General features: G+C 46.8%; 24 protein-coding genes. 11 read left to right on the top strand and 13 right to left on the bottom strand.

Annotated features, from left to right (window positions below):
• Positions 1–8 precede the first annotated feature (8 nt).
• The 5 genes from pstB to Pcarn_RS19075 all read right to left on the bottom strand — a co-directional run bounded on the left by pstB (position 9) and on the right by Pcarn_RS19075 (position 5,082).
• Positions 9–758, bottom strand: a complete 750-nt coding sequence (pstB, locus tag Pcarn_RS19095) for a phosphate ABC transporter ATP-binding protein PstB (protein WP_261835909.1) — start codon at positions 756–758, stop codon at positions 9–11.
• A 35-nt stretch (positions 759–793) separates the two neighbouring features.
• Positions 794–1,657, bottom strand: a complete 864-nt coding sequence (gene pstA, locus Pcarn_RS19090) for a phosphate ABC transporter permease PstA (RefSeq protein ID WP_261835908.1) — start codon at positions 1,655–1,657, stop codon at positions 794–796.
• 5 nt (positions 1,658–1,662) lie between these two features.
• Complete coding sequence (gene pstC / locus Pcarn_RS19085; protein WP_261835907.1) at positions 1,663–2,574, bottom strand: phosphate ABC transporter permease subunit PstC; 912 nt, start codon at positions 2,572–2,574, stop codon at positions 1,663–1,665.
• A gap of 107 nt (positions 2,575–2,681) precedes the next feature.
• The gene (locus Pcarn_RS19080) at positions 2,682–3,503 is read right to left on the bottom strand and encodes a phosphate ABC transporter substrate-binding protein (RefSeq protein ID WP_261835906.1); all 822 of its coding nucleotides are present in this window, start codon (positions 3,501–3,503) and stop codon (positions 2,682–2,684) included.
• Between the two features lie 250 nt (positions 3,504–3,753).
• A complete protein-coding gene (locus Pcarn_RS19075) occupies positions 3,754–5,082 on the bottom strand; it encodes a DEAD/DEAH box helicase (RefSeq protein ID WP_261835905.1) in 1,329 nt (442 codons plus the stop codon).
• A gap of 234 nt (positions 5,083–5,316) precedes the next feature.
• On the opposite strand from Pcarn_RS19075, the gene Pcarn_RS19070 reads away from it, so the two are divergent.
• Positions 5,317–5,601: an Lpp/OprI family alanine-zipper lipoprotein gene (locus Pcarn_RS19070; protein WP_261835904.1), complete on the top strand. Its 285-nt coding sequence runs from the start codon at positions 5,317–5,319 to the stop codon at positions 5,599–5,601.
• A gap of 45 nt (positions 5,602–5,646) precedes the next feature.
• On the opposite strand, the gene Pcarn_RS19065 is transcribed toward Pcarn_RS19070, so the two are convergent.
• Genes Pcarn_RS19065 through Pcarn_RS19055 form a run of 3 tightly spaced genes read right to left on the bottom strand, consistent with a single transcriptional unit; the run spans position 5,647 to position 8,971 of the window.
• Positions 5,647–6,579 (bottom strand): L,D-transpeptidase family protein, encoded by a 933-nt coding sequence (locus Pcarn_RS19065; protein ID WP_390904498.1) that lies wholly within the window; start codon positions 6,577–6,579, stop codon positions 5,647–5,649.
• On the bottom strand, positions 6,569–7,990 hold the full coding sequence (gene phrB / locus Pcarn_RS19060) for a deoxyribodipyrimidine photo-lyase (protein WP_261835903.1): 1,422 nt from the start codon (positions 7,988–7,990) through the stop codon (positions 6,569–6,571). The genes Pcarn_RS19065 and phrB overlap by 11 nt, the downstream gene beginning before the upstream one ends.
• A 9-nt stretch (positions 7,991–7,999) precedes the next feature.
• On the bottom strand, positions 8,000–8,971 hold the full coding sequence (locus Pcarn_RS19055; protein WP_261835902.1) for a YbgA family protein: 972 nt from the start codon (positions 8,969–8,971) through the stop codon (positions 8,000–8,002).
• 159 nt (positions 8,972–9,130) lie between these two features.
• Here Pcarn_RS19055 and Pcarn_RS19050 point away from each other — a divergent pair, with 159 nt between their 5' ends.
• The gene (locus Pcarn_RS19050; protein ID WP_261835901.1) at positions 9,131–10,591 is read left to right on the top strand and encodes a hypothetical protein; all 1,461 of its coding nucleotides are present in this window, start codon (positions 9,131–9,133) and stop codon (positions 10,589–10,591) included.
• Here Pcarn_RS19050 and Pcarn_RS19045 read toward each other — a convergent pair.
• Positions 10,583–11,467, bottom strand: a complete 885-nt coding sequence (locus tag Pcarn_RS19045) for a DMT family transporter (protein WP_261837317.1) — start codon at positions 11,465–11,467, stop codon at positions 10,583–10,585. The two genes, Pcarn_RS19050 and Pcarn_RS19045, sit on opposite strands and share 9 nt — an antisense overlap.
• 118 nt (positions 11,468–11,585) lie before the next feature.
• Here Pcarn_RS19045 and Pcarn_RS19040 point away from each other — a divergent pair, with 118 nt between their 5' ends.
• Positions 11,586–11,984, top strand: coding sequence for a DUF3302 domain-containing protein (locus tag Pcarn_RS19040; RefSeq protein ID WP_261835900.1), 399 nt, complete (start codon positions 11,586–11,588; stop codon positions 11,982–11,984).
• On the top strand, positions 11,984–13,114 hold the full coding sequence (locus Pcarn_RS19035; RefSeq protein WP_261835899.1) for an HlyD family secretion protein: 1,131 nt from the start codon (positions 11,984–11,986) through the stop codon (positions 13,112–13,114). Before Pcarn_RS19040 ends, Pcarn_RS19035 begins: the two co-directional genes overlap by 1 nt.
• Positions 13,115–13,149: 35 nt before the next feature.
• Here the strand turns inward: Pcarn_RS19035 and Pcarn_RS19030 are convergent, their stop codons facing one another.
• Genes Pcarn_RS19030 through Pcarn_RS19020 form a run of 3 tightly spaced genes read right to left on the bottom strand, consistent with a single transcriptional unit; the run spans position 13,150 to position 16,939 of the window.
• A complete protein-coding gene (locus Pcarn_RS19030) occupies positions 13,150–14,343 on the bottom strand; it encodes an MFS transporter (protein ID WP_261835898.1) in 1,194 nt (397 codons plus the stop codon).
• Between the two features lie 5 nt (positions 14,344–14,348).
• Positions 14,349–16,268 (bottom strand): monovalent cation:proton antiporter-2 (CPA2) family protein, encoded by a 1,920-nt coding sequence (locus Pcarn_RS19025; RefSeq protein ID WP_261835897.1) that lies wholly within the window; start codon positions 16,266–16,268, stop codon positions 14,349–14,351.
• The gene (locus tag Pcarn_RS19020) at positions 16,265–16,939 is read right to left on the bottom strand and encodes an NAD(P)H-dependent oxidoreductase (protein ID WP_261835896.1); all 675 of its coding nucleotides are present in this window, start codon (positions 16,937–16,939) and stop codon (positions 16,265–16,267) included. The genes Pcarn_RS19025 and Pcarn_RS19020 overlap by 4 nt, the downstream gene beginning before the upstream one ends.
• Positions 16,940–17,196: 257 nt before the next feature.
• On the opposite strand from Pcarn_RS19020, the gene nhaD reads away from it, so the two are divergent.
• The 7 genes from nhaD to rsgA all read left to right on the top strand — a co-directional run bounded on the left by nhaD (position 17,197) and on the right by rsgA (position 23,408).
• A complete protein-coding gene (nhaD, locus tag Pcarn_RS19015; RefSeq protein ID WP_390904513.1) occupies positions 17,197–18,576 on the top strand; it encodes a sodium:proton antiporter NhaD in 1,380 nt (459 codons plus the stop codon).
• A 157-nt stretch (positions 18,577–18,733) separates the two neighbouring features.
• Entirely contained in the window at positions 18,734–19,840 is a 1,107-nt protein-coding gene (locus Pcarn_RS19010) for a M20/M25/M40 family metallo-hydrolase (RefSeq protein WP_261835894.1), read from the top strand.
• Positions 19,841–19,992: 152 nt separating this feature from the next.
• Positions 19,993–20,904, top strand: coding sequence for a DUF368 domain-containing protein (locus Pcarn_RS19005; protein ID WP_261835893.1), 912 nt, complete (start codon positions 19,993–19,995; stop codon positions 20,902–20,904).
• Positions 20,904–21,332, top strand: coding sequence for a hypothetical protein (locus Pcarn_RS19000; RefSeq protein WP_261835892.1), 429 nt, complete (start codon positions 20,904–20,906; stop codon positions 21,330–21,332). Before Pcarn_RS19005 ends, Pcarn_RS19000 begins: the two co-directional genes overlap by 1 nt.
• A complete protein-coding gene (locus Pcarn_RS18995; protein WP_261835891.1) occupies positions 21,329–21,934 on the top strand; it encodes an SCO family protein in 606 nt (201 codons plus the stop codon). The genes Pcarn_RS19000 and Pcarn_RS18995 overlap by 4 nt, the downstream gene beginning before the upstream one ends.
• On the top strand, positions 21,931–22,374 hold the full coding sequence (locus Pcarn_RS18990; protein ID WP_261835890.1) for a copper chaperone PCu(A)C: 444 nt from the start codon (positions 21,931–21,933) through the stop codon (positions 22,372–22,374). The genes Pcarn_RS18995 and Pcarn_RS18990 overlap by 4 nt, the downstream gene beginning before the upstream one ends.
• The gene (gene rsgA / locus Pcarn_RS18985; protein ID WP_261835889.1) at positions 22,374–23,408 is read left to right on the top strand and encodes a ribosome small subunit-dependent GTPase A; all 1,035 of its coding nucleotides are present in this window, start codon (positions 22,374–22,376) and stop codon (positions 23,406–23,408) included. Before Pcarn_RS18990 ends, rsgA begins: the two co-directional genes overlap by 1 nt.
• 190 nt (positions 23,409–23,598) lie before the next feature.
• On the opposite strand, the gene Pcarn_RS18980 is transcribed toward rsgA, so the two are convergent.
• On the bottom strand, positions 23,599–24,972 hold the full coding sequence (locus Pcarn_RS18980; RefSeq protein WP_261835888.1) for an alpha-amylase family glycosyl hydrolase: 1,374 nt from the start codon (positions 24,970–24,972) through the stop codon (positions 23,599–23,601).
• Between the last annotated feature and the right edge of the window lie 157 nt (positions 24,973–25,129).

Below are 25,129 nucleotides of genomic sequence, written 5' to 3'. Positions count from 1 at the left end.
CGAGTCGATTAACCAAAGTCACCATTTACGTAACCCTGAGTGCGATCATCGCGTGGGTTGCTAAAGATAACTTGTGTTTCGTCGTGCTCAACAAGCTCACCCATTAGGAAGAACGCAGTACGATCAGAGATACGACGTGCCTGTTGCATTGAGTGAGTTACGATAACGATGGTGTAATCTTTCTTAAGATCTTCCATCAACTCTTCGATCTTGTGCGTTGCAATTGGGTCAAGTGCCGAGGTTGGCTCATCCATTAGGATGACATCTGGTTCCATCGCGATAGTACGTGCGATACATAGACGCTGCTGCTGACCACCAGAAAGACCGAATGCATGAGACTTAAGACGGTCTTTAACTTCGTCCCAAAGTGCCGCACCACGCAGAGAGCGCTCTACCACTTCATCGATGTGTTTCTTGTCTTTAATGCCTTGAGCACGGAGACCGTACGCTACGTTCTCGTAGATGCTCATTGGGAATGGGTTTGGCTTTTGGAATACCATGCCTACTTTGATGCGTAGGTCTGCAACATCGATGTTGCCATAGATGTCCTGGCCATCCATTTCTACTAGACCTTCAATCTTCACGCCTTCAATCAAGTCGTTCATGCGGTTAAGACAACGAAGAAGCGTTGATTTACCGCAGCCTGACGGACCAATTAGTGCAGTCACTTGGCGTAGAGGAATAGGCAGGTTAATCGCTTTCAGTGCGCGGTTCTCGCCGTAATAAAGGTCTAGGTTTTCAATGTTAAATTTGTTCATTTTTCTGTCTCTTAAATTCTTTGAATACGGCTAGCTTAGTAAGTCGCTTTGTTGAATCGGCTAGCGATAAGTTTGGTCACTGTATTGATTAGAAGTACCACAACGATAAGTACTGTTGCTGTACCGTAGGCTTGGTTCCACTCATCGATTGTGAACAGTTCAGTAGTCAACTTATAAAGGTGAACGGTTAGAGTACGACCAGAATCCATCAAAGAATCTGGGATACGAGCAACCATACCAGCGGTTAGGAATACCGGAGCTGATTCACCGATTACACGACCAATACTCAAGATGACAGAAGTCAAGATACCTGGCATCGCACTTGGCAGGATAAGGCGCCAAATGGTGTAGATTCTTGACGAGCCCAACGCATATGAACCTTCACGATAAGTCTGAGGTACTGCCATAAGTGCTTCTTCCGTTGCACGGATGATTACAGGCAGGATCAGGATACTTAGCGTCAACGCACCAGATAGAATCGAGAAACCGAATCCCATAATGGTAACGAAGAAGGTCATACCGAATAGACCAAAGATGATTGACGGGATACCCGCCAGTGATTCAGTACAAAAACGAATCACTTTAACCAACTTACTACCAACCTTTGCGTATTCGGTTAGGTAGATAGCGGTCATGATGCCCAATGGCGCAGCAACTGCAATAGATGCGATAACCATGTAGATGGTTGAAACGATCATTGGGAAAATACCACGCTCTTCACCAGTGCGTGTGTAATTATCGAAAATAAAGTTAAAGTCTACGAACTTCAGGCCGTTCGATAGGATGTACCAGATGATCCAAAACAGAAAACCTACTGTTAGACCTGCCGCAATCCAAACGAATCCACCCATCATGGCGTCTTTGCGCTGACGAGCTTGTTTTAGTTTAACTGTATCCATTGCTTTTACTTCGCTTTTTCACGGTTTAGGTACAGAAGCGCACCGTTTAGAATCATAATAAACACCAGCAATACCACGCCTGTCGCATATAGAGCGTTCGCGTGAACACCACTTGCGTAAGACATTTCGATTGCGATGTTTGCCGTTAGCGTACGAGCTGAATCAAGCAAGCCCTCTGGCATAGCTGGCGCGTTCCCCATAACCATGATAATTGCCATGGTTTCACCTAGAGCACGACCGATACCTAGGATTACACCTGTCATGATGCCCGAGCGAGCTGCTGGAACTAACAGTTTAAAGATGGTGTAGATTTTCGAAGCACCCAGTGCCAGAGAACCTTCTTTATATGTGCGCGGTACAGCGCGGATAGAGGTCTCAGATACTGTGATAACGGTTGGAAGAATCATCACACCCAGAACTATGATACCGGCAAGGATAGTGTTACCCGCTGGTACGTTAAAGATGTTCTGAATCAGCGGAACGATGATAACTAGGCCGAAGAAACCGTAAACTACAGACGGGATACCCGCTAGAAGCTCGATTGCCGGACGAATTAGATTCGCAACACGCTTTGGAGCAACTTCTGCAATAAAGATTGCGGTTAGTACACCTACTGGTACACCGAAAAGAACTGCACCGATGGTCGAAACTAGAGAAGCAACAATCATGGTTGCTACACCGTATAGTGCCGGTGGAAGCCAGTTTTGACCTAGAACGATACCGCCAACACCCGCTTGTTGGAATGCTGGGATACTTTCTACAACGATGAAGTAAGCAATGATGGCAAGCGAAACGATGCCGATGATAGCACTGGTTAGGAATAGCGCGTGGAAAATACGCTCTCTCCAGTCGATACCACGGTCTTGACGAAGAGAACCTCCGCCTACAACTGCAGCCTGAACATTGTCATTTTTCATAGAAAAATTCACTATTAATTGCGATGGTAATTTCTAATGCTTGCAAAGAGGCAAGCTAAAAGCCCAGCCCTCGCGGGCTGAGCAAATTTTTAAAGCTGTCAGTTAGATTAGTTAACTGAGATGTAGCCTTTTTTCTCTACGATAGCTTGAGCTTCATCAGCAAGCATCCAGTCTAGGAACTTCTGAGCTTCAGCTGAAGGTTGACCTTCTTTGTAAAGAACTAGGAACGGACGAGCTACTTTGTAAGAATCGTTCTTAACGTTGTCTACAGATGGCTCAACACCGTCGATAGTTAGAGCGTGTACAGACTCATCAACAGTACCTAGAGAGATGTAGCCGATTGCGTATGGGTTGCTTGCTACAGATACTTTAAGAGCACCGTTACCGTTAGCTACTTGAGCACGTTGAGTGATAGCCGTTACGCTGATACCAGAAACTTTTTGCTTAAGGCTCATGATGTCTTCGAACGCGCCACGAGTACCAGAAGCTGTGTCACGAGTGATAGCAACGATTGGCTTGTCTACGCCACCAACTTCTTTCCAGTTAGTGATTTCGCCTTTATAGATAGCAGTTACCTGCTCTGAAGTTAGACCTTTTAGAGAGTTCTCTGGGTTCACAACAACTGCGATACCGTCACGAGCAACCACTTCTTCAACTAGAGTTGCTTCTTTCTCTTCTGCTTTAAGAGCACGAGATGACATACCCATGTCAGCAGAACCGTCTTTAGCAGCACGAACACCAGCAGAAGAGCCAGGGCCTTGTACTTCGATAAATACGTTAGAGTTTTGCTTCATGTATGTTTCAGAGAAAACTTCCATCAGTGGAGTAACGCTGCTTGAACCTACTGCTGAGATAGTTTCTTTAGCTACAGCTGTGTTCATTGATAGAGCACCTAGTAGTGCAACTGCACCGATTACTGTCTTTTTCATCATATGTCCTTAATTGGAATCACTGTTCACGACGCTTCGTCGTGGGTTTGTTTAAACGACGAGGGACACTTTAAGCGGGTTTTATGACACTTATGTTTCAGCAATTTGAAACGTAAATGACAATTGCAGATTAGAAATCAAACAGCAGGAGATTAGTCTAGGCTATACAGTTATGCCCTGAGCCCAATGCTGGCAAGGGGTAGAAGATTCAAGGTATAAAAAAACGGAGCCCTTTGGCTCCGTTTTTTTATTACTCTGTGTCTGCTTTTGGTTTCTTTTTCGGAATGAAAACTGAATCACCCACAGCGACATTGGTATGGAAAGTCTTATCTCGTTTCGCAGGCTTCTTCGCCACTTTCTTGCGAGCGTTTGGTTTCTTAGCTCCAGGCTTAACACGAGATTTAGCAAACGCCGGCTTCTTAGGACGCAGGCCTTTAAACTTACCTTCAAGTCCCTCAAGCACATCAAACTTAAGGTCTTGGTGTAGGAAGTTCTCAACTCTCTTGAAGCTATCCCAGTCTTTAGGACCCACAAGTGATGCAGCACTACCCTTGTTGCCCGCACGACCAGTACGCCCTACGCGGTGAACGTACTCTTCAGTATGCTTAGGCATATCAAAGTTGATCACGTGAGACACGTTAGAGATGTCGATACCGCGAGAGGCAATGTCCGTAGTAACTAGAATCTTATACACCGCGCGCTCAAATTGGCTCATGATGGTGTTACGCTGATTCTGGTTAAGACTGCCGCTCAAAGCCACAGCTTTAAGCTTCATCTCGTTCAATTTCTCAGTCAGACGCTCAGTATCAGAGCGCGTCGCAGTGAAGATCATCACCTGCTTATAATCTGCCTCTTCAAGCAGACGCATTAACAGGGCTTCTTTGTGATCTAGGTGATCACACAGATAGAACTTCTGCTCGATATCGGTATGTTGCGCTTGAGCACTGTCGATAGAGATACGCTTTGGTTCGTTAAGAAGTTCCATTGCAAGATCATGTACTTCAGCATTATCTAGCGTTGCTGAGAACATTAGCGTCTGACGACGGCGGTGTTTAGCAGCATTATGAATGCGGCGCAGTTCCACCGAAAAACCAAGGTCCAGCATACGGTCTGCTTCATCAAGAACCAGTGTATCTAGGCCTTCTAGGAATAGAGAGCGATGTTCTAGGTGATCGGCAAGACGTCCAGGGGTTGCCACAATGAACTTAGGGTATTTACGAAGGGCTTTAACTTGGTCGTTAAAGTTCTCACCACCAACAATAAGCTCAGCATGGTAAGAAAGACCACCCAGCATAGAGCGAAGCTCGCCATATACTTGACGCGCTAGTTCACGAGTTGGTGCCAAAATTACACCACGAGGATCACGTGCAGAGAAGGCTTTAGATTTAAGAGCCTTATGAAGCATCGGCAGTACAAACGCTAGCGTTTTACCAGAGCCTGTCTTAGACGATGCGAGTAGATCTTTCCCAGCCATAGCGACTGGAATTGCTCGCTCTTGGATCTCAGTTGCTTTAGCAAACGAGTAGTGATCCAAGTTCTTCATCAATCGATTGTCTAAGCCCAGTTCACGAAACTTCAATGTGTTCTCCTAAAAGTAAGATGTTTAAACCGCGCTAATGATACATCACATACCGACTTAGATCACAAAATTATCCGAATATAAGCGCTTATATTCATTCAAATTTCATTTATATAAGCTTAGAGACCCCAGTATTTCCTTGAATTAAAGAAAATTTCTACATTTTTCAGACAACTACTACACTAAATAAGCCATCGGTAACCAGTGGCATAACTAAAAATGACAGGAGTTCTTATGAATAATAAATTCTTACTCGCAGCAGGGGTTAGCTCGGTATTATTATTAGCAGGTTGTGCATCGGGTCCGGATGAAGAGACCACGGCAAAGATGAATGACCAAGATGCGCGTATCTCACAGCTAGAGTCAGACGTTGCAGCACTTAAAGCAGCCCATGAGAAAGATTCGGCTGAAAACAAGGCAGCAGCTATGCAAGCTAAAGAAGCCGCAATGGCAGCGCAAGACGAAGCAGCTCGTGCTAATGAACGTCTAGACAACGTTTCTCAGTCTTATACCAAGTAAGAGTAAATAGAATTGAATAAGCCAGTGACAGTGTCACTGGCTTTTTTATTGCTGCATCGTTTCTAGGTGGGCACCGTCGGCGATAAGTGTCGGCAGGCCAGACTGAACCTTGATCACGCTATCAACGCGCGTTGAAGCAAATTGATATTGGTCGACCCAAATCTGCAATTCCAATGGCCATTCCAGTGACTGTTTGTACCCATCTCTACCGGTCAAAGGCTCGTGAGATTCCACATACACACTACTATCTGGCTCAACCGCAACCTTAATAGGCTGGTTGACTATCTGAACCTTAGTACCTCGCGACACCTGCTCAAACAACCACTCAATATCAGCCGGCTCCATACGAATACAGCCACTACTCACCCTAAGCCCGATCCCAAAGTCTTTGTTGGTTCCATGGATAAGATACTGTCCAGAACCGTAACGCAGCCTCATGGCATACTCACCCAGAGGATTATCAGGCCCCGCAGGTACGGTTTCTGGTAGCTCAATGCCGTCTTCTTCATAAGCCATACGAATAGACTTCGGAGGTGTCCATGTAGGACCCTCAATCATCTGGCTAATGGTGGTTTTCATCTCAGGGGTTTCACGACCGATCTTGCCAATGCCCACTGGGAAAACATGCACTCGTTCACCATCAGGGTCAAAATAATAAAGCCTCAACTCTGCAAGATTTACCACTATGCCCTCATGTCTGGCATTGGGGAGAATGAATTGATGAGGGATGGTGAGAACTTCACCATCGTGTGGAAGAAAGGGGTCTATGCCTCGGTTAGCGGCCATCAGGCTAAGTAGGCCGACATCGTAGTCTTTGGCTAAAACTGCGAATGTTTCACCGGATTCAACCACGTGGCGTTTTAATTTACCCACCATGTGGCTACCTTCTTCAGGCAAATCAAATGTCGCTGCATTCACGCTTTGTACACCGATGAACAATCCAACTACTGCAATCAAACAACTGACTTTACTTTGCACGTTCCCTCGCCTCTTTATACATCTCAAGCGCTTTTTCTCGCTGTGCCTTGTGATCCACTATAGGTTGAGGATAGTCCAAACTGCCAAATTCAGCCCACAACCAAGGCTTATGGATGTATTTGATGGGTACGTCAACTAGCTCTGGAAGCCAATGTTTTACAAAGCTGCCATCGGGGTCAAACTTCTCTCCTTGGGAAATGGGGTTAAAGATCCGAAAATAAGGCTGGGCATCGCATCCAGTAGAAGCCGACCACTGCCAACCACCGTTGTTCGCAGCGTAATCCCCATCCACCAGCGTCTGTGAAAAGTAAGCCTCGCCATCATGCCAATCAAGTAATAAATCCTTGGTAAGAAAGCTCGCGACTATCATGCGCAGTCGATTATGCATCCAGCCAGTACGATTGAGCTGCTTCATAGCGGCATCAACGATGGGATAGCCGGTCTCTCCTTGCTGCCATTTTTCGAGATGTTCTTCATCCCCTTGCCAGACAAGCATGTCACCCCATGGAGTAAAGCACTGACCTCGACTAAGCTTTGGCTCGAAATAAAGAAGATGCTGATAAAATTCTCGCCAAATTAGCTCACTCAGCCAGGTCTGTTCCCCTGCTGATAACTCTTCGAGATGTCGGCCGTTAAAAAGTCTTGCAAGACACTGCCTGACAGATAACGCTCCTATGGCAAGATAAGGAGATAACTTGCTGGTGCCCTCAATCGCAGGAAAATCTCTGTCATCGCTGTAATCTGACGCTTTTTCTGCAGCAAATTCTCGCAGTTTGGTAATGATCTCTTTGGTTGAAATTGGATAAGCGGAACTGTCTTTTAACGGATAGTTAAAGCTAAGCTCTGACTGAATAGTTAATGCATTGTGCTCTAGCCTTGGAGGCTTAGAAACAGGTACAGGCCTACTGGCAAACTTGCTTAGCCATGCCTTTTTGAAAGGGGTAAAGACTTTGAAGTAACTGCCCTGCTGGTTCAACACCTCACCTGGCGAAAACATACAGCTGTCATCAATGAATCTAGACTCAACACCTACATTGGTGAGGGTCTCAGCGACAAGCTCGTCACGCTTCACCTCGTTAAGCTCATATTCTTTGTTAGCCCACAGCCGATTGATGTGATGTCGCTGACAAAGCCTTGATAAGACGTCGGCACAATCAGAAAACGAATCACAGCGCTCGAATATCATCGAAATATTAAGCTCTTTGAGCTCCGCGGATACCTCATGCAACCTTCTAAGAATCAGGTCTGCTTGGATGGGAGCTAGGTTGTGTTCTTGCCACTGTCCCGGAGTTTCGATGAATAGAGCTATCACATTCGAATCTTGCGACATAGACGCGAGCTCCAGAGCTTGCTGGAGCGCGCTATTGTCTAGTGTTCGGAGATCTCGCCTAAACCAAACAAGATGATTCATAGCCTTGCCCTATAGTGGGTAACGAAGACGAAGCTCTTGCGGATGCGGTTGCAGATACTTCTGATCCTGCAAGTACGCATCAGGATAGAGAGTCAGATAGTGCTTTATCAGTGTAAGAGGACTCAGCAGTGGCAACAGACCATCGCGATACTCATCGATGACACGTCTTAGCTCTTGCTTCTCCTGACTTGAAAGCCACTTCTTAAAGTAGCCCTGAATGTGCATCAGCACATTAGAGTTGTTCTTGCGACTCGCACGGTTGGTAAGCGCCTGCATAAACTTTAAGCGGTACATCTCGAAGAACTCTTGTGGTTCATACTCAGATACTTTGGCTACTAGACGCCCCAACTCTTTATATGATTCAGGGTGATGGGCCATCAAGGTCAATTTATAGCGAGAGTGGAAAGCGACGATTTTACCCGCTGTCGGCTGTCCGCCCATAGAGTCGTAAAAATCACGAAGGCTAAATACGCGGGAGATAAAGTTCTCTTTCAAGATAGGGTCGTTCAAGCGTCCGTCTTCTTCTACCGGAAGCCATGGCATCTGTTCCATCAGGATGCGGGTATACATGCCAATCCCTTCCTTGGAAGCGCCGCCTTTTGAATAAACCTTCACTCGCTCCATGCCACAGGTCGGTGATTTGGCACACACAATATAGCCGCAAAGCTCTTTCTGTTTCAGCTCATCTACCTTGTTGTTCGAGAACGACAACATGCCATCAGTGTAATCCTTAGTATCATCTTTGGTCTCCACCAGCGCGATACGTTCTTCATTACTCACAAGACGGATAGTTGGACGAGGTACTGTCATGCCCATTCCGACTTCTGGACACACAGGCACAAAGCTAAGGTAAGGTGCGAGCTCTTTGGTAACAAAACGACTGATCTTATGGCCGCTATCGAAACGAACCTTTTCACCCAATACGCACGCGCTGATACCAATTTCGATGCTACTTTGTTGTTCTTTTACTTCTTGTGTCATACATACATCCTTGCGTAATGACCTAACCAATTGTTAATACTAAGTTATCAAGTTTTAGTTACGAGTGCACCACTAAAAAGCCCATTTTTGATCTGACCTTTTTTAGTCATCGATGACTTTTGATACAATCTTAAGGTCACCATAATCTGAGCTTCTCACTTGAAAGAGTTAGATGAAAACACCCTAGCCGTTAATTTCTGTAAAAATCCTCTGTGCGAGGACTTCGGCTCACTTAATCCAGATAACTATCTAGTCTCTGAAGAACAATCTGGCTCGATAAAGATTGCTTGTAAAAGTTGCCGCTCAGTTCGCAACCTGCTCGACTCTGCAGAGCTATTTGTTGAGCTAACTCAGCAAAACCAAAGAAAGCGTAATCAACTCCCTTGTTGCAACAATGATGAGTGTCGAAGTTTCGGTTTGAACGTGCATCTGTACCCGGAGAACTACCATTCATTCGGCTTTAGCGGAGAGAAACAGAGATATCGCTGCAAGCAGTGTCAATCGACAGTAGTCGATCGATTCTCCGTAGAGAACCCCCAGTTAGAAACCCATGTCACTATTTTGGGCCTACTTCTAACCGGATTCAGCCCAAAAGAGGTGGCAAAAAAGCTCAATATTCAAGCTAAGACCTTTAATGACCATCTGAAAACAATGGCGATAATATGCCGTCAAAAATCTGCGATTTTTGATTTTCACTGGCAGAACAGCAAAGACAGATTTAACCTCGGCAGTGATTTCACAAGGCTTCAGCCTAACAGTGATAATGGTGTATTTCTTATCGCCACCTGTGATCTGAACTCTCACTACATGGTTGATCACAACATTAACCTAACCACCATAGACAACCCGCCTCAATCTCGTCAGGAAGCGAAAGGGCGCCTGATAGAAAAAAGCATTATTTCTCTGCACAATAAATCCCATAAAATTGAGACTCAGCTACCAGTTATCACTAAGTTAAAGCGCATAGAAGAAGTGGTGAGCGAGCGCTTGGACGAGCTTAATGTGCTCGAAGATAGCGCCAAGATAAAATATCCGCTCAAATCCGCATTGGTAAGACCGCATTATGCGACGACTGCGCACTTCTCTCGTATCGCGGCAAAGATAAAAAATCGTCCTATGACGCTGTTTCTCTCTTTTGATCCACTTTTAGGGTATTCCGCCCTAAATGCATTCAATTATCTTAGACAGCAGCAAGACCTAGATATTGCCTACCTTGTTGAAGATGCGAAATGGGCAGAGGGAAGAAGCTCATCTAAACCTGAGCCAATCAAGGAGATAAAGACACGAGCCTTGTGGACGCTATCCGAACAGCGACACATTCGAGGGCCAAGTGAGCAACGCGCAATTGGCACCTTAGTAGAAAGCAACCTCGATGCTCGAAAGGCCCATGCAATGCCTGGACTGTCACCTGTGACCGAGTATCTCAATCGCTTCCACGCACTGTTTCGCGTCACCATCAACGAACCGAGAAGGCGCCTGCGACCAGAGGGCTTGATGCCACTTCTGGATATCTATCGCGCATGGAATAATCTGTGCCACCAAGAAAACCCTGGAGAAACACCGGCTGTAAACGCTGGAATCTCAGAAAAACCTTTATCTCTTGATCAGCTACTAGGCTAAGAAAATGATACCAACGCCAACCACGGCGCTGATGGTGCCAAGTATGGCTCGGCGGGTTAGCTTCTGCCCTTTAAGCTTATAAATACCGAGCATAAATAAAGGGCTGGTCGCAATTAAGGTCTGCGCCACGGCTGGGTTAGCGTATTTGAGCGCTATCTGTTGTAGCCATAAAGCAATGAAGGTACCAATAAAGATAGCGGCCAGTAGCAACAACCAATCTTTTTGTAGCATGCCTTTTAGGTGGGCTTTCATACTGCTCCAAGGGCTTTTCTCCACAAAAGAGATCACCATCATCACAGCAAGTACGCCAATGGATAAGCGAATAAGCGCGCCGAGTAGCGGGTTTACATCCCCCGCGACTAAAGCAAAGTGAGAAATCACCACACCACTAGCCTGACAGACACTCGCCAACAAACCAAAACCGATACCCGAGCGAGACACTTGCTGCTCTCTATTTGGGTTAAATATCACAAAGGCAACAGAGACTGTGGTCAGAAGTACACCAAACCAGGCGCCAAAGCTTAGCGCCACTCCAAGTGCTAGCAGCGCAAGAAGGCCCGACAGTGGCGGAGCCAGTGATTCAAGCAAAAGCGTGTTATTCGGACCGATACGTTTCAGCGATGCAAAGTAGGCGCTGTCACCAATGGCAATACCAATTACCCCCGAGATACCGAGTATTAGGGCATGCTTGGGAGTGATAGAAATGGAATCTGCAGGAAAGAGAGGCAAAACCATGAGCATCATTGCTGAGGCCACTACTCCTTTGATGATGTTCATCTGCATCGCGCTGAACTTATGGCTGAATTGTCCATAAATCCAAGTAGCTATCGCCCAAACCAAGGCGGCACTGATGGCTGCAATTTCTCCTTGCCAGATCACTCTACTCTCCAGTTGTAAATCAGTAAATTTTGTGAAAATTCAATAAACTAGTTGTAATGAAACAGATTAAACTAGACAATGAAATTACTCGAAAAAACATTAACAAGGATGATATATGTTTCTCGATTATGTCGCTCTCGGGCTACTTATCTTCGTCGCCCTGGTTATCTTCTACGGCATCATAGTAATTCATGACATTCCGTATGAAATCGCCCACAAGCGTAACCACCCCCATCAGGATGCCATCCACGTTACTGGTTGGATAAGCCTTTTCACACTGCATGCGCTGTGGCCCTTCCTATGGATATGGGCAACTTTGTGGCGTGAAGACCGCGGTTGGGGTATGACTCAAATCAAACAAGAGCAATCCGACCTGCATCATGACATCACTCAGCTCAATTTAAAAGTTGCAGAGCTAACTCAGCAAGTGGCTGATCTTCAAAAACAAAAAGAAGAGCCTAAGCCAGAAGTTGTCGCTGAAGAGAAGAAGGAAACCAAGGAGGGTGATGAGTAATGGATTTACTACTAATACTGACCTACACCGCCATCTGCGTAGCAATCTTTAAGATTTTTAAGATCCCACTAAACAAGTGGACTGTCCCTACAGCGGTGCTTGGTGGCGTAGTCCTAGTCGGCACCTTGGTGCTACTGATGAACTACAACCACCCGTTCACTCAAATTGGCGGTCAAGTATATAACACCACCCCTATCGTACCGACCGTGCGTGGTCGCGTCGTTGAGGTGAACGTCGAACCGGATGTGTTTATCCGTAAGGGTGATCCTCTATTTACTATCGAGTCTAAGCCTTTCGAGGCTGAATTAATGCGTAAGCAAGCTGACCTAGCAGCCGCGGAACAAGCGGTATTCCAGTTGGAGTCTGAATACAAAGCAGCTCAATCTGAGACTATTCGAGCAAGAGCAGAGCGTGATCGTGTTAGACAAGAGTTTAATCGTTATAACGCTGGTTTTAAGAAAGGCGCCTTCACCGCGCAACAAGTAGATACTCGTAGACAAAATCTCAAAGGGGCTCAAGCGGACCTAGAGGCTGAAATCGCTATCGAGAATAGTGCTCGTGTGGCTTATGAGTCCGAGATTAACGGAGAGAACACCACCGTAGCCCGCCTCAAAGCAGAAGTAGAACAGGCACAGTTTAATTTAGATGAAACCGTAGTTCGCGCGCCGACCGATGGTTACGTGACACAGTTGATTCTAAGACCTGGTCAGATGGCCGTGCCTCTACCAATTGCGCCAGCTATGGTGTTTATCCATGCCGAAGAGTACTACTACGTGGGCGCTTTCCGCCAAAACTCTCTGCAACGCCTAAAACCTGGTTTTGAAGCGGAGTTTATGTTCCGCAGCCTTCCAGGACAGGTGTTTACCGGCGAAGTGGTTAACGTTATTCCGGCGATGGCCGAAGGACAAGTGCAAGCCTCGGGTCAGTTGATTGGCACCAGTGCTATTAACACTCAGGGTCGAGCCCTTGTTAAGCTAAAGATCACCGATGACATCAAGCAGTACAAGCTGCCTCTAGGTACTAACGTTGAGGTCGCGGTCTATTCAGACAGCTTCCATCACGTATCTATCATGCGAAAAATCCTGATTCGAATGAAGAGTTGGCAAAACTACCTCTACCTCGACCACTAAAAGAAAAAACCGAAGCATTTGCTTCGGTTTTTTTATTAACGGGTCACACTTCCCCAGCTGAACAGCCTAACCTCATTTCCCTCTGTGGGCTTAGCCGGAATGTTAAGCGACAGCACCAATGAGATGCCTGCCATTGCCGCCCCTATGATGAATACCAGCTCTGGAGAAGTTAGCCAAATTACCCCGAAGGTAACCGGAATCACTACCGCAGCAATGTGGTTAATGGTGAAGCTCACGCCCGCAGTAGAGGCCATATCCGCTGGATCAGCAATCTTCTGGAAGTACGTCTTAATAGCTAAGGCTAGAGCAAAGAACAGATGGTCAATGACATACAGTGCCGCTGCCATGTGTGCACTTTGCACAAAAGCATATCCTAGGAAGACGCCAATCAAACCAATGTATTCAAACATCAGCGCCTTACGCTCACCCACCGCTCCGATAAAACGACCAATGCGTTTAGCAAATAGGAAGTTGAACAAGTAGTTGAGCAGGAACAGCAGCGTTACGTCTGCCGCGCTGTATCCGAAGCGCTCCACCATCAGAAAGCCAGCAAATACCGTAAAGATCTGACGGCGAGCACCACTCATAAAGGTCAGAGCGTAGTAGAGCCAGTAACGTTTACGAAGCACCAGTTTCTTGGTCTGCACAGTTTCTGTCTTAAACTGGGGAAAGCTGAAGGTCATAACCGCCACCAGCACCAACGCACTACCACCAGTAATGGCATATACGATGACATAATCCAGTTTAAGTTGCTCCAACATCACCCATAGTGCGCCGTAAGTTATCAGCGATGCTAACGCCCCCACCGAGATCATCTTGCCTAGCATCTCTGGCGCTTCATCTTTAGAGAGCCATTGCAGAGACAGCGACTGTTTCAAGGTTTCAAAATAGTGAAAGCCTATCGACATGATCAAGGTGGTGATCAGCAAGCCGGTGAGACTTGGAAAGAAACCGGTGAGAAAGGTGCCGAGGCTCAATAAGAACAGTGACACCAGCATGAACTTTTGCTCACGGATAAACAAAAGCACGAATACAACCGTGAAGGCGAGAAATCCGGGGATCTCTCGCACGCTCTGAAGTAGACCTATATCCGCACCATCAAAATTGGCGCGCTCAATAACGAAGTTGTTCAGCAAAGCCATCCAACTGGAAAACGCCACAGGTACAACAATCGAAATCAACAACAAAAAATTCTGTGGGGTTTGCCACGACTTTGCTTGTAACTTCATGGAACTCAATCTTCCTCTAATTTATCTGAATAGCCTTTTGGTGGTGGTGTCCATCCACGCTCACCGCGCTCATGTTTATCAGAGCGGTCGGCATTCATCGCATTTTTTACATTCTCTTCAAGTTGTACGAAGAGTTTAATGTAGTTGTTGTCATAACGCTCACCTTCGGAGTCATCTAACCATGCATGATAAAGTTCATCCGAACTCTCTTTCTCTATTTGAATGTACGAGTTCTTCTGTTGCTCTATCTGGAATGGATGGAAACCTAGACAGCGCAGCGCCTCCGAGCCAAGCTCCATCGCCGAATGGAAGGTTTCACTCTCGATGTAATCGGCTCCAGCCTGACGAAGCAGATAGAAATGACCACGGTCGAACGCCCGCGCCAAGACCTTAACGTGTGGGTAGGTGTGTTTAACGTACTTCACAAGCTCAGTGGCCGCTTCTTCATTATCTATCGCGATAACTAAGGCTTTAGCATGTTCTATGCCCGCGGTGTGCAGCATATCCGGCTTAGTCGCATCCCCATAATAGGTTTTTGTACCCACGCGGCGAAGGTTTGCCACCTGAGTGACCTGATGATCCAGCACCACGGTCGGAATGCCATTACTGACTAGCAAGCGGTTAACAATCTGACCAAAACGACCAACACCTGCAATGATAACGGTGCCTGTTTCCTCGATGGTGTCCTCTTCTTCCTCATTCGACGCTTGCTCATAACGAGGCTGGATGACTTTCTCGAAGAAAATAAACAAGCCTGGGGTGAGGAACATCGACAGAGCTACAACCAAGCTTAAGTGTGATGCCATATCGATCGGCAACACATGGCTTTGCACAGTAAAGCTAAGAAGCACGAAACCAAATTCACCCGCTTGCGCCAAACTCAGGGTGAATAGCCAGCGATCACACCCTTTTACTTTGAAGATAATGGCTAAAGCAAACAGAACTAGGCCTTTAAGTAGCATTAAGCCTAGGGTCATAGAGATAATCGGGAAAAAGTCTGACGCCAATACAGAGAAATCTATCCCTGCGCCGACCGTAATAAAGAACAGACCGAGCAACAGTCCTTTGAATGGCTCGATGTTAGATTCAAGTTCATGACGAAACTCGGAGTTTGCTAACACAACTCCGGCAAGGAAGGTACCCAATGCAGGTGACAGCCCTACCAAACTCATAAGCGCAGCAATACCTATTACCAACATCAAAGCGGTAGCAGTAAAGATCTCGCGAAGACCCGATGCCGCAACGAATCTAAATAGTGGACGGCTGGCAAAGTGACCACCAACCACAACCACAGCAATAGAGGCAGTAATAACCAAACCGTAAGCCCAACCCGGCAAGCCGGCTACTAAGCTAAGTTCCTCGTGATGATCCGCGGCATGAGCCACGGCCGATTGCGCCTTTTCCACTAGCTCAGGCAGCGCAAGCAGAGGGATGAACGCCAGCATAGGGATCACGGCAATATCTTGGAACAGAAGTACCGAAAAGGCATTTTGTCCGCCTGGGGTTTTTGTCAGCCCTTTTTCGTTAAAGGTCTGCAGTACAATCGCCGTCGAGGAGAGCGAGAAGATCAAACCGATGGCAAGGGCAATAGACCATTGCAAGCCCATAGCTAAACAGATGCCCATGACCAAGGCAGCAGTCACACCGACCTGAAGGCCACCTAGCCCAATCAATTTATTACGCATTCCCCACAGCATCTTGGGCTCAAGCTCAAGACCTACCAGGAACAGCATCATCACCACACCAAACTCAGCAAAGTGCTGAATGGTAGTGGTCTCTTCACCCACAAAGCCTGCAATAGGACCGATGACTACACCGGCAATCAAGTAGCCTAGCACTGAGCCAAGCCCTAGACGCTTAGCAATCGGCACGGCGATAACGGCCGCAATCAGATAGATGAAAGCCTGTAAGAAATAGCCTGTCATGCGCGCTCTCCTGAAATAACGGTGGCAAGATTACCCGTGATTTGTGGAAGTACCGTGGCTTTCTCGAGATCCACCTTGTCATTGACTAGGGCTTGAAGGAGCTCTTTGTAGCCATTCACATGGCGCTTAACTCGCCCCTCCTCTACGGCAGTACGCGCGCCAAACAGGATATAGGGAGGCAGATAGGTCATGCCGGTCAATCTTGCTGTTTGCTCAATCGGATGAAGCAGTTCTCGAATGGTGTAATGGTTATAGCCCTCTTCTTGATAGGCATCTTCACGCCCACCAGCGGTAATCGCCGTTAAGAAGGTTTTACCATGCAGCGCTTTACCCTCACTGCCGTAAGCAAACCCATACTCCAATACAAGATCTTGCCACTCTTTCAAAATAGAAGGGGTCGAATACCAATAAAGGGGAAACTGGAACAGCACCACGTCATGCTCTAACAAGCGTTGCTGCTCTTTCTCTATATTGATGTCGTGACGCGGATAATCGTAATAGAGGTCCACGCAGGTAACACCTGGCACCTTTTTGGCCGCTTTAAACAGAGCCGTATTGACCTCAGAGCGCCTTTGAGACGGATGTGCAAATAGGAGTAGAACTTTCTTTTGGTTAACCAGAACGCTGTTTTCAGATACAGCTGGGCTATCAGATATTTCGAGAGACGGCATAATTTTCCCTGTCTTGAGACCTGAATGAGAGAGATGAAATCAAAGGTAAATTATAGACTTCTCAGTTAGTTACGCCACTTACTATCTTGCTCCTTATGAATTTATTTTCACTCTCTAAAGGGTGAGCTAGCTCAAACTAAGCCACGTGCATAAAGATTAAGCTATAGCGGTAAAGGAAGTCACAATCGCAAGGAGTCGCGATGAAGTTTGTATTCGGTTTACTGAGCTTGTGTATCGGCCTGCTCTCACCTCAAGCAATGGCTAGCACAGGTTTAGGAGACATCCCTGATCTCACCCAATCTGGCGTGGGGTACGCTTGCCTGATTATTTTTGCCATCGCCTATTGCTTGGTGATGGGCGAAGAGCACCTAAAACTGAAAAAATCCAAACCCGTTCTTCTCGCTGCCGGCCTTATCTGGATTCTGATTGGCTTTACCTTTACCCGCTTGGGAGAGATAGAAACCGCAAAATCGGCCCTTGACCATAACCTTCTCGAATATTCCGAACTTCTGCTGTTCTTGCTGGTAGCTATGACCTACATAAATGCGATGGAGGAGCGAAGACTTTTTGATGCGCTGCGCGCCTGGATGGTGAGCAAAGGGTTTGATCTAAGGAGCCTATTCTGGATTACCGGTATCCTATCTTTCTTTATTTCCCCAATCGCGGATAACCTCACAACCGCACTTTTGATGTGCGCAGTGGTCATGAAGGTGGGTGGCAATAATCTAAAATTTATCAACATCGCCTGTGTCAACATAGTGGTCGCGGCAAACGCCGGTGGCGCCTTTAGTCCGTTTGGCGATATCACTACCCTTATGGTGTGGCAGGCAGGGCATGTCGCCTTCGCTGAGTTCCTAACCCTATTTGTGCCATCAGCGGTGAACTACGTCATACCGGCGCTTATCATGTCTTGGTTCGTGCCAAAAGAGCGCCCTGATGCGGTCAATGAGTACGTCGAGGTAAAGCGAGGCGCAAAACGCATCGTTGCTCTGTTTATCTTTACCATCATCACAGCGGTCTGTTTCCATGCCCTATTCCACTTCCCGCCGGTGATCGGCATGATGATGGGCTTAGCTTATCTGCAATTCTTCGGTTTCTACCTAAGAAAAACTCTACCTCGTTCATTGCAGCGTAAACGTGAAATCGCCGTGAAGAATCACGATGAAGCGGCGCTTAAACGTCTGGGCTCTGTGGTGCCGTTCGATGTATTTAGACGTGTTTCCCATGCCGAGTGGGATACGCTTTTATTCTTCTATGGCGTGGTAATGTGCGTGGGCGGTCTCAGCCTGCTTGGCTATCTTGGATTGGTCTCTGAGATCATGTACACCCAATGGGATCCAGTGTGGGCGAACGTTATGGTGGGTATCTTGTCGGCTATTGTTGACAACATTCCAGTGATGTTTGCCATCTTAACCATGCAGCCAGAGCTCTCAATGGGGAACTGGTTATTGGTTACCCTAACTGCCGGTGTAGGCGGTAGTTTGCTTTCTATAGGTTCCGCTGCTGGCGTAGCTTTGATGGGAGCGGCGCACGGCAAATACACCTTCTTTGGTCACCTAAAGTGGATGCCAATTATTGCTCTAGGTTATGCCGCCAGTATCGCAACTCATCTTGCTATCAATGGACACCTTTTCTAGAAACATTTGGTAATACTTCGTCTATTTTCGCGCCTTGACCTCGCAATTTGTATGGCCAATGGCGCGAAATCGGAAACGAAATTGATCTGAGTCATGAATGTGTAGCACGTAATGTGGGTTACTGTCGGCCTAATAAATTCGATAAAGAAGTATATCCATGTCACAAGTAGACCAAAATCGCCTCGTTGATAACTTTATTAAGCTAATCAAAATCGACAGTGAATCAGGCAATGAGCTTGAAGTTGCACTAGAGATTGAAGCGCAGCTGCAGAAGCTAGGCTTCGAAGTTGAACGCCTTGCTGTGCCTGAGAGCCTATCAAACGGCTTTAACATCTATGCCAAACTTGAAGGCAAGATCGATGAGAGCGTTGTACTAAGTTGTCACATGGATACCGTAGCGCCAGGTAACGCTATCGAGCCTGTTATCGAAGACGGCATTATCCGCTCTGCAGGCGACACCATCCTTGGTGGTGACGACAAATCTGGCATTGCGGCTATCGTTGAAGCGATCCAAACCATTCAAGAAAACAATCTTGAGCACAAAACCATTGAAATTGCCTTCACTGTATTCGAAGAAGGTGGTCTGCACGGTTCAAAGCAATTCGATGAAAGCAAAATCCAATCTAAGAACGGCATCGTTCTTGATTCAGGCGGCCCAATCGGCACCATCATCACAGTTGCACCTGGCCAGCAGAACCTAAAAGTAAACATTACGGGTAAGCCAGCTCACGCAGGTCTTGCACCTGAGCAGGGTATCAACGCTCTAACCGTTGCGGCTGACGCTATCAGCAATATGAAGCTGTCTCGCATCGATGCAGAAACTACCGCGAACATCGGTGTAGTGAACGGTGGTCAAGCGACCAACGTTGTAATGCCAAGCCTGTATCTTGAAGCGGAAGCACGCTCTATCGACGAAGAGAAGCTAGCGATTCAGGTAGCGCACATGGTAGAGACCTTCGAAGCGGCGGCTGAAAAACATGGCGCTGAGCTCAGCATCGAGTCCACTCGCGCATACAACCCATTCCAGATTGCTGATTCACACCCGCACATTATGGCTATCCAAGAAGCCTTCACCGCTCTGGATATCCAACCTATCCTAGCTTCTACGGGCGGTGGTAGTGATGCTAACATCTTCTCTGAAAAAGGTCTGACCGTAGCAAACCTATCAACGGGTATGTCTAAGGTTCACACTACAGAAGAGTTTATCGCTATCGAAGATATGCAGAAGATTTCTCAATTCCTAATGAGCTTCCTGATCAAGTAATCTCGATAAGCTCCTATAGACACCAATCCCCGCCAATAGTGCGGGGATTTTTTTATTTCTGTATCAGGTACTCTAAAATCTACTCTCTAAGGTTTTGCTTGCCTCAGTAATCCAATACAATAGCGTCAGTTTTATTTCAATTATGTAAGCTGATGAATTATTTCACTAATTTTCTAAAAGGTATGGCTATGGGTGCCGCGGACGTAGTTCCGGGAGTATCTGGCGGTACCATTGCCTTTATTACCGGTGTTTACGATACCCTGCTCGAGAGTATCCGTCGCATCAACCCTAGCCTCATTGGCATATTAAAAGAGAAAGGCATCAAAGGTGCTTTCGAGCATATCAATGGCTTGTTCCTAGTTACTCTTTTTGGTGGCGTACTGACCAGCATCCTTACTCTAGCTAAGCTTATCTCTTGGCTCCTAGTTACCCATCCTATTCCTCTATGGTCTTTTTTCTTTGGTCTTATCCTAGTCTCGGTATGGCATATACTGCGTCAAATAGAGTCATTTAACGCCTCAAAGTGGGCTTTTCTACTAGTGGGTGTTGGCTTTGCTTACATGATCACTGTGATCAACCCACTGCAGCTTGAACCAACGGGCATCAATGTAGTGCTTGCTGGTGCAATCGCGATTTGCGCTATGATTTTGCCGGGTATCTCAGGTAGCTTCATTCTGCTACTAATCGGGATGTACGCTCCCGTTCTTGCTGCGGTAAAAGGCTTTCAGATTGATATCCTTGCACTCTTCCTGGTGGGTTGTGTTAGCGGCTTGTTGAGTTTTTCTCATCTGCTTTCTTGGCTACTAAAGCGCTTTAGAGATTTCACCCTAATGTTCTTGGTAGGTCTAATGATTGGCACCTTGCCAAAGATTTGGCCGTGGAAACAAACCCTAACTTGGCGCACTAACTCGAGCGGTGAACAAGTGCCTCTCATTCAAGAAAACCTAATGCCTCATACCTTTGAATCTATCTTCAATACATCATCTCAACTGCCACTTGCTATCATCATGATGTTAGTCGCCATTGGTATGGTGCTGGCCCTTGAAAAAATTGCGGATAAGTAATGAATAACAACTTAGTTAAAGTCGTATTGGTTGGTGTAGCCGTAGTCTTGGGTTTCTTTGCTGGGGATATTTACCATTCATTTAAAAAAGACGACAGTAACCTCACTTACTGCGAAGCCTCCGCTCAAGGTTGCACTGAGCAAGGAGTATCTGTATTCCTTGATAGCGATGTGGCTAAAGCGATGCAACCTACTGAAATTGAAGTAGATTGGCCGGGGCAAAAGTCAGATATGCTACTGATTGAACTTGAAGGCAAAGAAATGAACATGGGAGTGGCGAAGTTTGAGCTTTCCCGTGACCAAGGCAACAAGTTTACCGGTACCTTGTTGTTACCGGCGTGCCACAGTGAAAAAATGACATGGATAGGAAAGGTGAGTTCTGAACAGTCACCTCAAGGGATCCCACTTCTAGTTAGGATGGAAAGATGAGTAAAACTTGGTCACTAATTTTGGTTGTTGCGTTTTCGCTAGGTTATGGCGTTAAGGCATACCTAGATGCCCAACAAGAAGTGGCCGCGCAGAGTGCACAGCAAAAAGCAGACATGCCTATGGTAACGGGTGAAGGAGGCAAAGAAGTTGCACTGTTTCACCCTGAAGATCCACGTATAAACGTGCTCTATTTTGGTTTTACTCGTTGTCCAGATGTTTGCCCTACCTCATTAGCCATGCTCTCAGCGGCGCTTAAACAGGTAGACGAAGAGGCCCTAGCTAAGATTCGCCCAGTGTTTATCACGCTCGACCCTGCACGCGACTCCGGCGCAGACAGCGATACCTATGCAAAGTACTTCCACCCAAACTTTGAAGGTTATGCTGCTGATGCCGATACGCTCAAGGCTCTGGCCGATAAATATGGCGTTATCTATATCCGGAACGAACTAGAAGACTCAGCCCTTGAGTACACGGTTGATCACAACTCCTATTTCTATTTTCTAGCGCCTGACGGCTCAGAGATAACCAAGGTGCAACACACGCTTTCCCCCGCACCTCTAATTAAAACCATAAATACAATAACCAGTGGGACTCAACAATGAAGACTCGATTTTTCACACTTTTGCTCTGCCTTCTTTCACCTTTCACTTGGGCCAGTGGCCTAGTTGAGGTTTCTCATCCTTGGGCAAAAGAGACGCCACCAACGGTAACCACCAGCGCTATCTTCTTAACCATCACCAACCCAACCGCTGATAAGCGCGCGCTTATTTCTGCGAGCACTGAAGCGGCAGGCATTACTGAGCTACACACTCATAAAATGGATAATGGCGTGATGAAAATGCGTAAACTGCAGCGCATCAATCTATCACCAAAAGCGGATACTGAGCTCAAGCCTCACGGTCTGCATATCATGCTGTTTGATCTTAAAGAACCGCTAAAAGAAGGCATGGTGATCCCACTAACACTCACCTTTGACACTGGCCGCACTATGACGCTGTCTGTACCGGTGAAAAAGATGGCAATGAAGCAACATCATCACTAATGAATAATCTCAATGCCCTTGGTTGGCAGCCCTTTTTTCAACAGCAGCTGACCTTAGAAGATTACGAAGGTAAAGTGATCGCGCGCGTAAGTGCGCATCACCGCTCCGGATACACCTTACAAACTGAATCTGATTCCATCTCACTTGCCATCCACGATTCGCTGCCAGCGATGACCGTAGGCGACTGGGTTATCCTAAATGAGGATCTGAGCTTTTCTAGACTGCTAGAAAGAAGCTCTCTGTTTTCACGTAAAGCGGCGGGGACTAAGGTCGTTGAGCAATACATTGCCTCTAACTTAGATACAGTGTTTATCGTTATGTCACTTAACGATGATTTCAACCTAAGCCGAGTGGAGCGCTATCTAGCCCTTGCGAATGAGGCTCAGGTTGAGCCAGTGATCGTGCTGACCAAAGAAGACCTCTGTGATGACTCACAAGTGCTCAAACAGCAAGTGCAAGACCTTGACCCTATGCTGATGATAGAGACGGTCAATGCATTGAACTCTGACAGCGTACAATCCCTTCAGCCGTGGTGCAGGACAGGAAAAACCGTCGCATTTATGGGCTCATCCGGTGTAGGAAAGTCGACACTAGTGAACACCTTAATGGGTGAAGAAGCGCAAAAGACAGGTTCTATCCGTGAAGATGATAGCAAGGGCCGCCACACCACCACCGGCCGTACGCTCATGACCATGCCTAGCGGTGCGGTCTTACTCGACACCCCAGGAATGCGTGAGTTGCAATTAGCGAACGTGTCACAAGGCCTTAGCGAGACTTTTTCTGACGTGGAAGAACTGGCACAGCAATGTCGCTTTAGTGACTGTTCACATCAAGGCGAACCAGGTTGCGCCGTTCAGAAGGCTATCGATGAAGGCTCTCTCGACCCAAGACGTGTAAACAACTACATGAAGTTGCAAAGAGAACAAGCCCGCAACAGTGCCTCACTAGCCGAGCTTCGATCTCACGATAAACAACTAGGTAAGATGTATCGCTCCCATCAGAGCGAGGCTAGGAATCGGAAGAATAAACCCTAGTATAAGTTATCAGCTATCAGCTATCAGCTATCAGCTATCAGCTATCAGCTATCAGCTATCAGCTATCAGCTATCAGCTAGAAAAGTATCGTCGTGCCGGCCTTGAGCCGGCATCTTTTTCTGGATTGCCAGTGAAGATTCCCTTTCAAAACACGGGAATGACGTGCCAGCCAGCTGAGAGCTTGCGGCTGTCAGCTTTCTACTCTCACCAAACAGCAATACCCTTTAGCAGGAATCGTCACAGTAACATCCCCATCAACACTATCAATGTGGTCCCCTGAAACAAGGTCACGCATAGCGTGCTCCCACCTCAAACTAAAGGTCTTTTCGGTATCCGCTTTGTTGATAGCTACCAAGCCTTGGTCACCACGCTCGAATACCAAGTGATCATCACTCGCTTCAAGCACAGCCATACGATTACCGTGAACTCGGTTATGGAATTCAATCAAGGTTGCCATACGCGGGTCTTTCCAAGCATCTTGCCAGCGAGGTAACCCTTCCGAATCCTTAATACCACTCGGGTCTAAATCCGTGTAAACAAGCGGCACACCGCCATCACGACACAGGATATAGGCGTAAGCTAGCCACTCATACTCTTCAGGCATCACCAAGTCTCTAAAGACATCGTTATTTGGAATGTCGTGAGTGATGGCAAAGGTAATCGCTCTTTGACGTTTCAGCGCCTCACCAAAGCTGTATGGGTCGATTAGCGCAGACATCCTGCCCTTGTCTCGAAAGGCGTGAAAAACCGTATTAAACAGCGGGAAATCGTATGCTCCTAACTTAGTCTTATTCAAATAAGGCTTAAGGAAGAGCTCATATTCCTGCTTAGTCGCACCACCATCGGTAATGATCTCACCAAAAATGTGCACGCCTTCAGTTATCTCAGGAGTCCACACCTTGCGTATCTGCTCGATACTGATGTGCTTGGCCGCATCGATACGGAAGCCTTTAACACCCAACTCTTTGAGGACTTTCAGGTACGTCTGCTGCTGCTCGACGACATAGTCGCTGTCATTGAGCGATGGCAACCCAGGATCGTTGGGACCACCGGTTATGCGTCCTTTCTGTACCTGATGTTTATCCTGCCAATCTACGATGCCAAAAGCTTCATAGAAGTCTTTCTCTGTAAATAGGGGCTCAGAGAGATCACCAAACAGTTTTAATGACTCGTATTTCTCTGACTCGTTCTTATAGAGCTCCAGTTCCTCTTTACTCGGATACTGCAGGTCGTCTCGCTTATAGGCTTCATTAGCCATGTGGTTGAACACCACATCTACATACACACGAAGGCCTGCGTCGCGTGTCGCGGTCATCATATCTCGAAAATCTTGGGTATCACCTAGTTGGTTATCGATGATGCGATAATCCTGAGGTTGATACCTTTGCCACCAATCGGTTCCCTTCTCATGTATGAAGGATTTCATCGGTGGTGAAACCAGTACGGTTTTATAGCCAAGCTTCGCTATCTCTTCGGCGCGCTCAGCTACCATCAAATAGGGCCAGTCGAAGGCATGTAGGATCACATCACTGGCTTGAATATTCGGAGTAATCTGGGTTGACATAGAACACCTCTAAATTACCTGTCGTTTCAGACACTTTGCAGTGCATCTCATATTGATAATTATGATGCACGCTGTTGATTTAGCGTAAGTTACAAGATGTATGCCAGTTGCTGAATCATCCCTAACACTGCCCAAAAGGGGGATGAGTACAACAGCA

This window comes from Vibrio ishigakensis, assembly GCF_024347675.1.
Classification (GTDB): domain Bacteria; phylum Pseudomonadota; class Gammaproteobacteria; order Enterobacterales; family Vibrionaceae; genus Vibrio; species Vibrio ishigakensis.
Note: the sequence above shows the minus strand (reverse complement) of the source record. Positions and strands in the feature narration are given on the sequence as shown.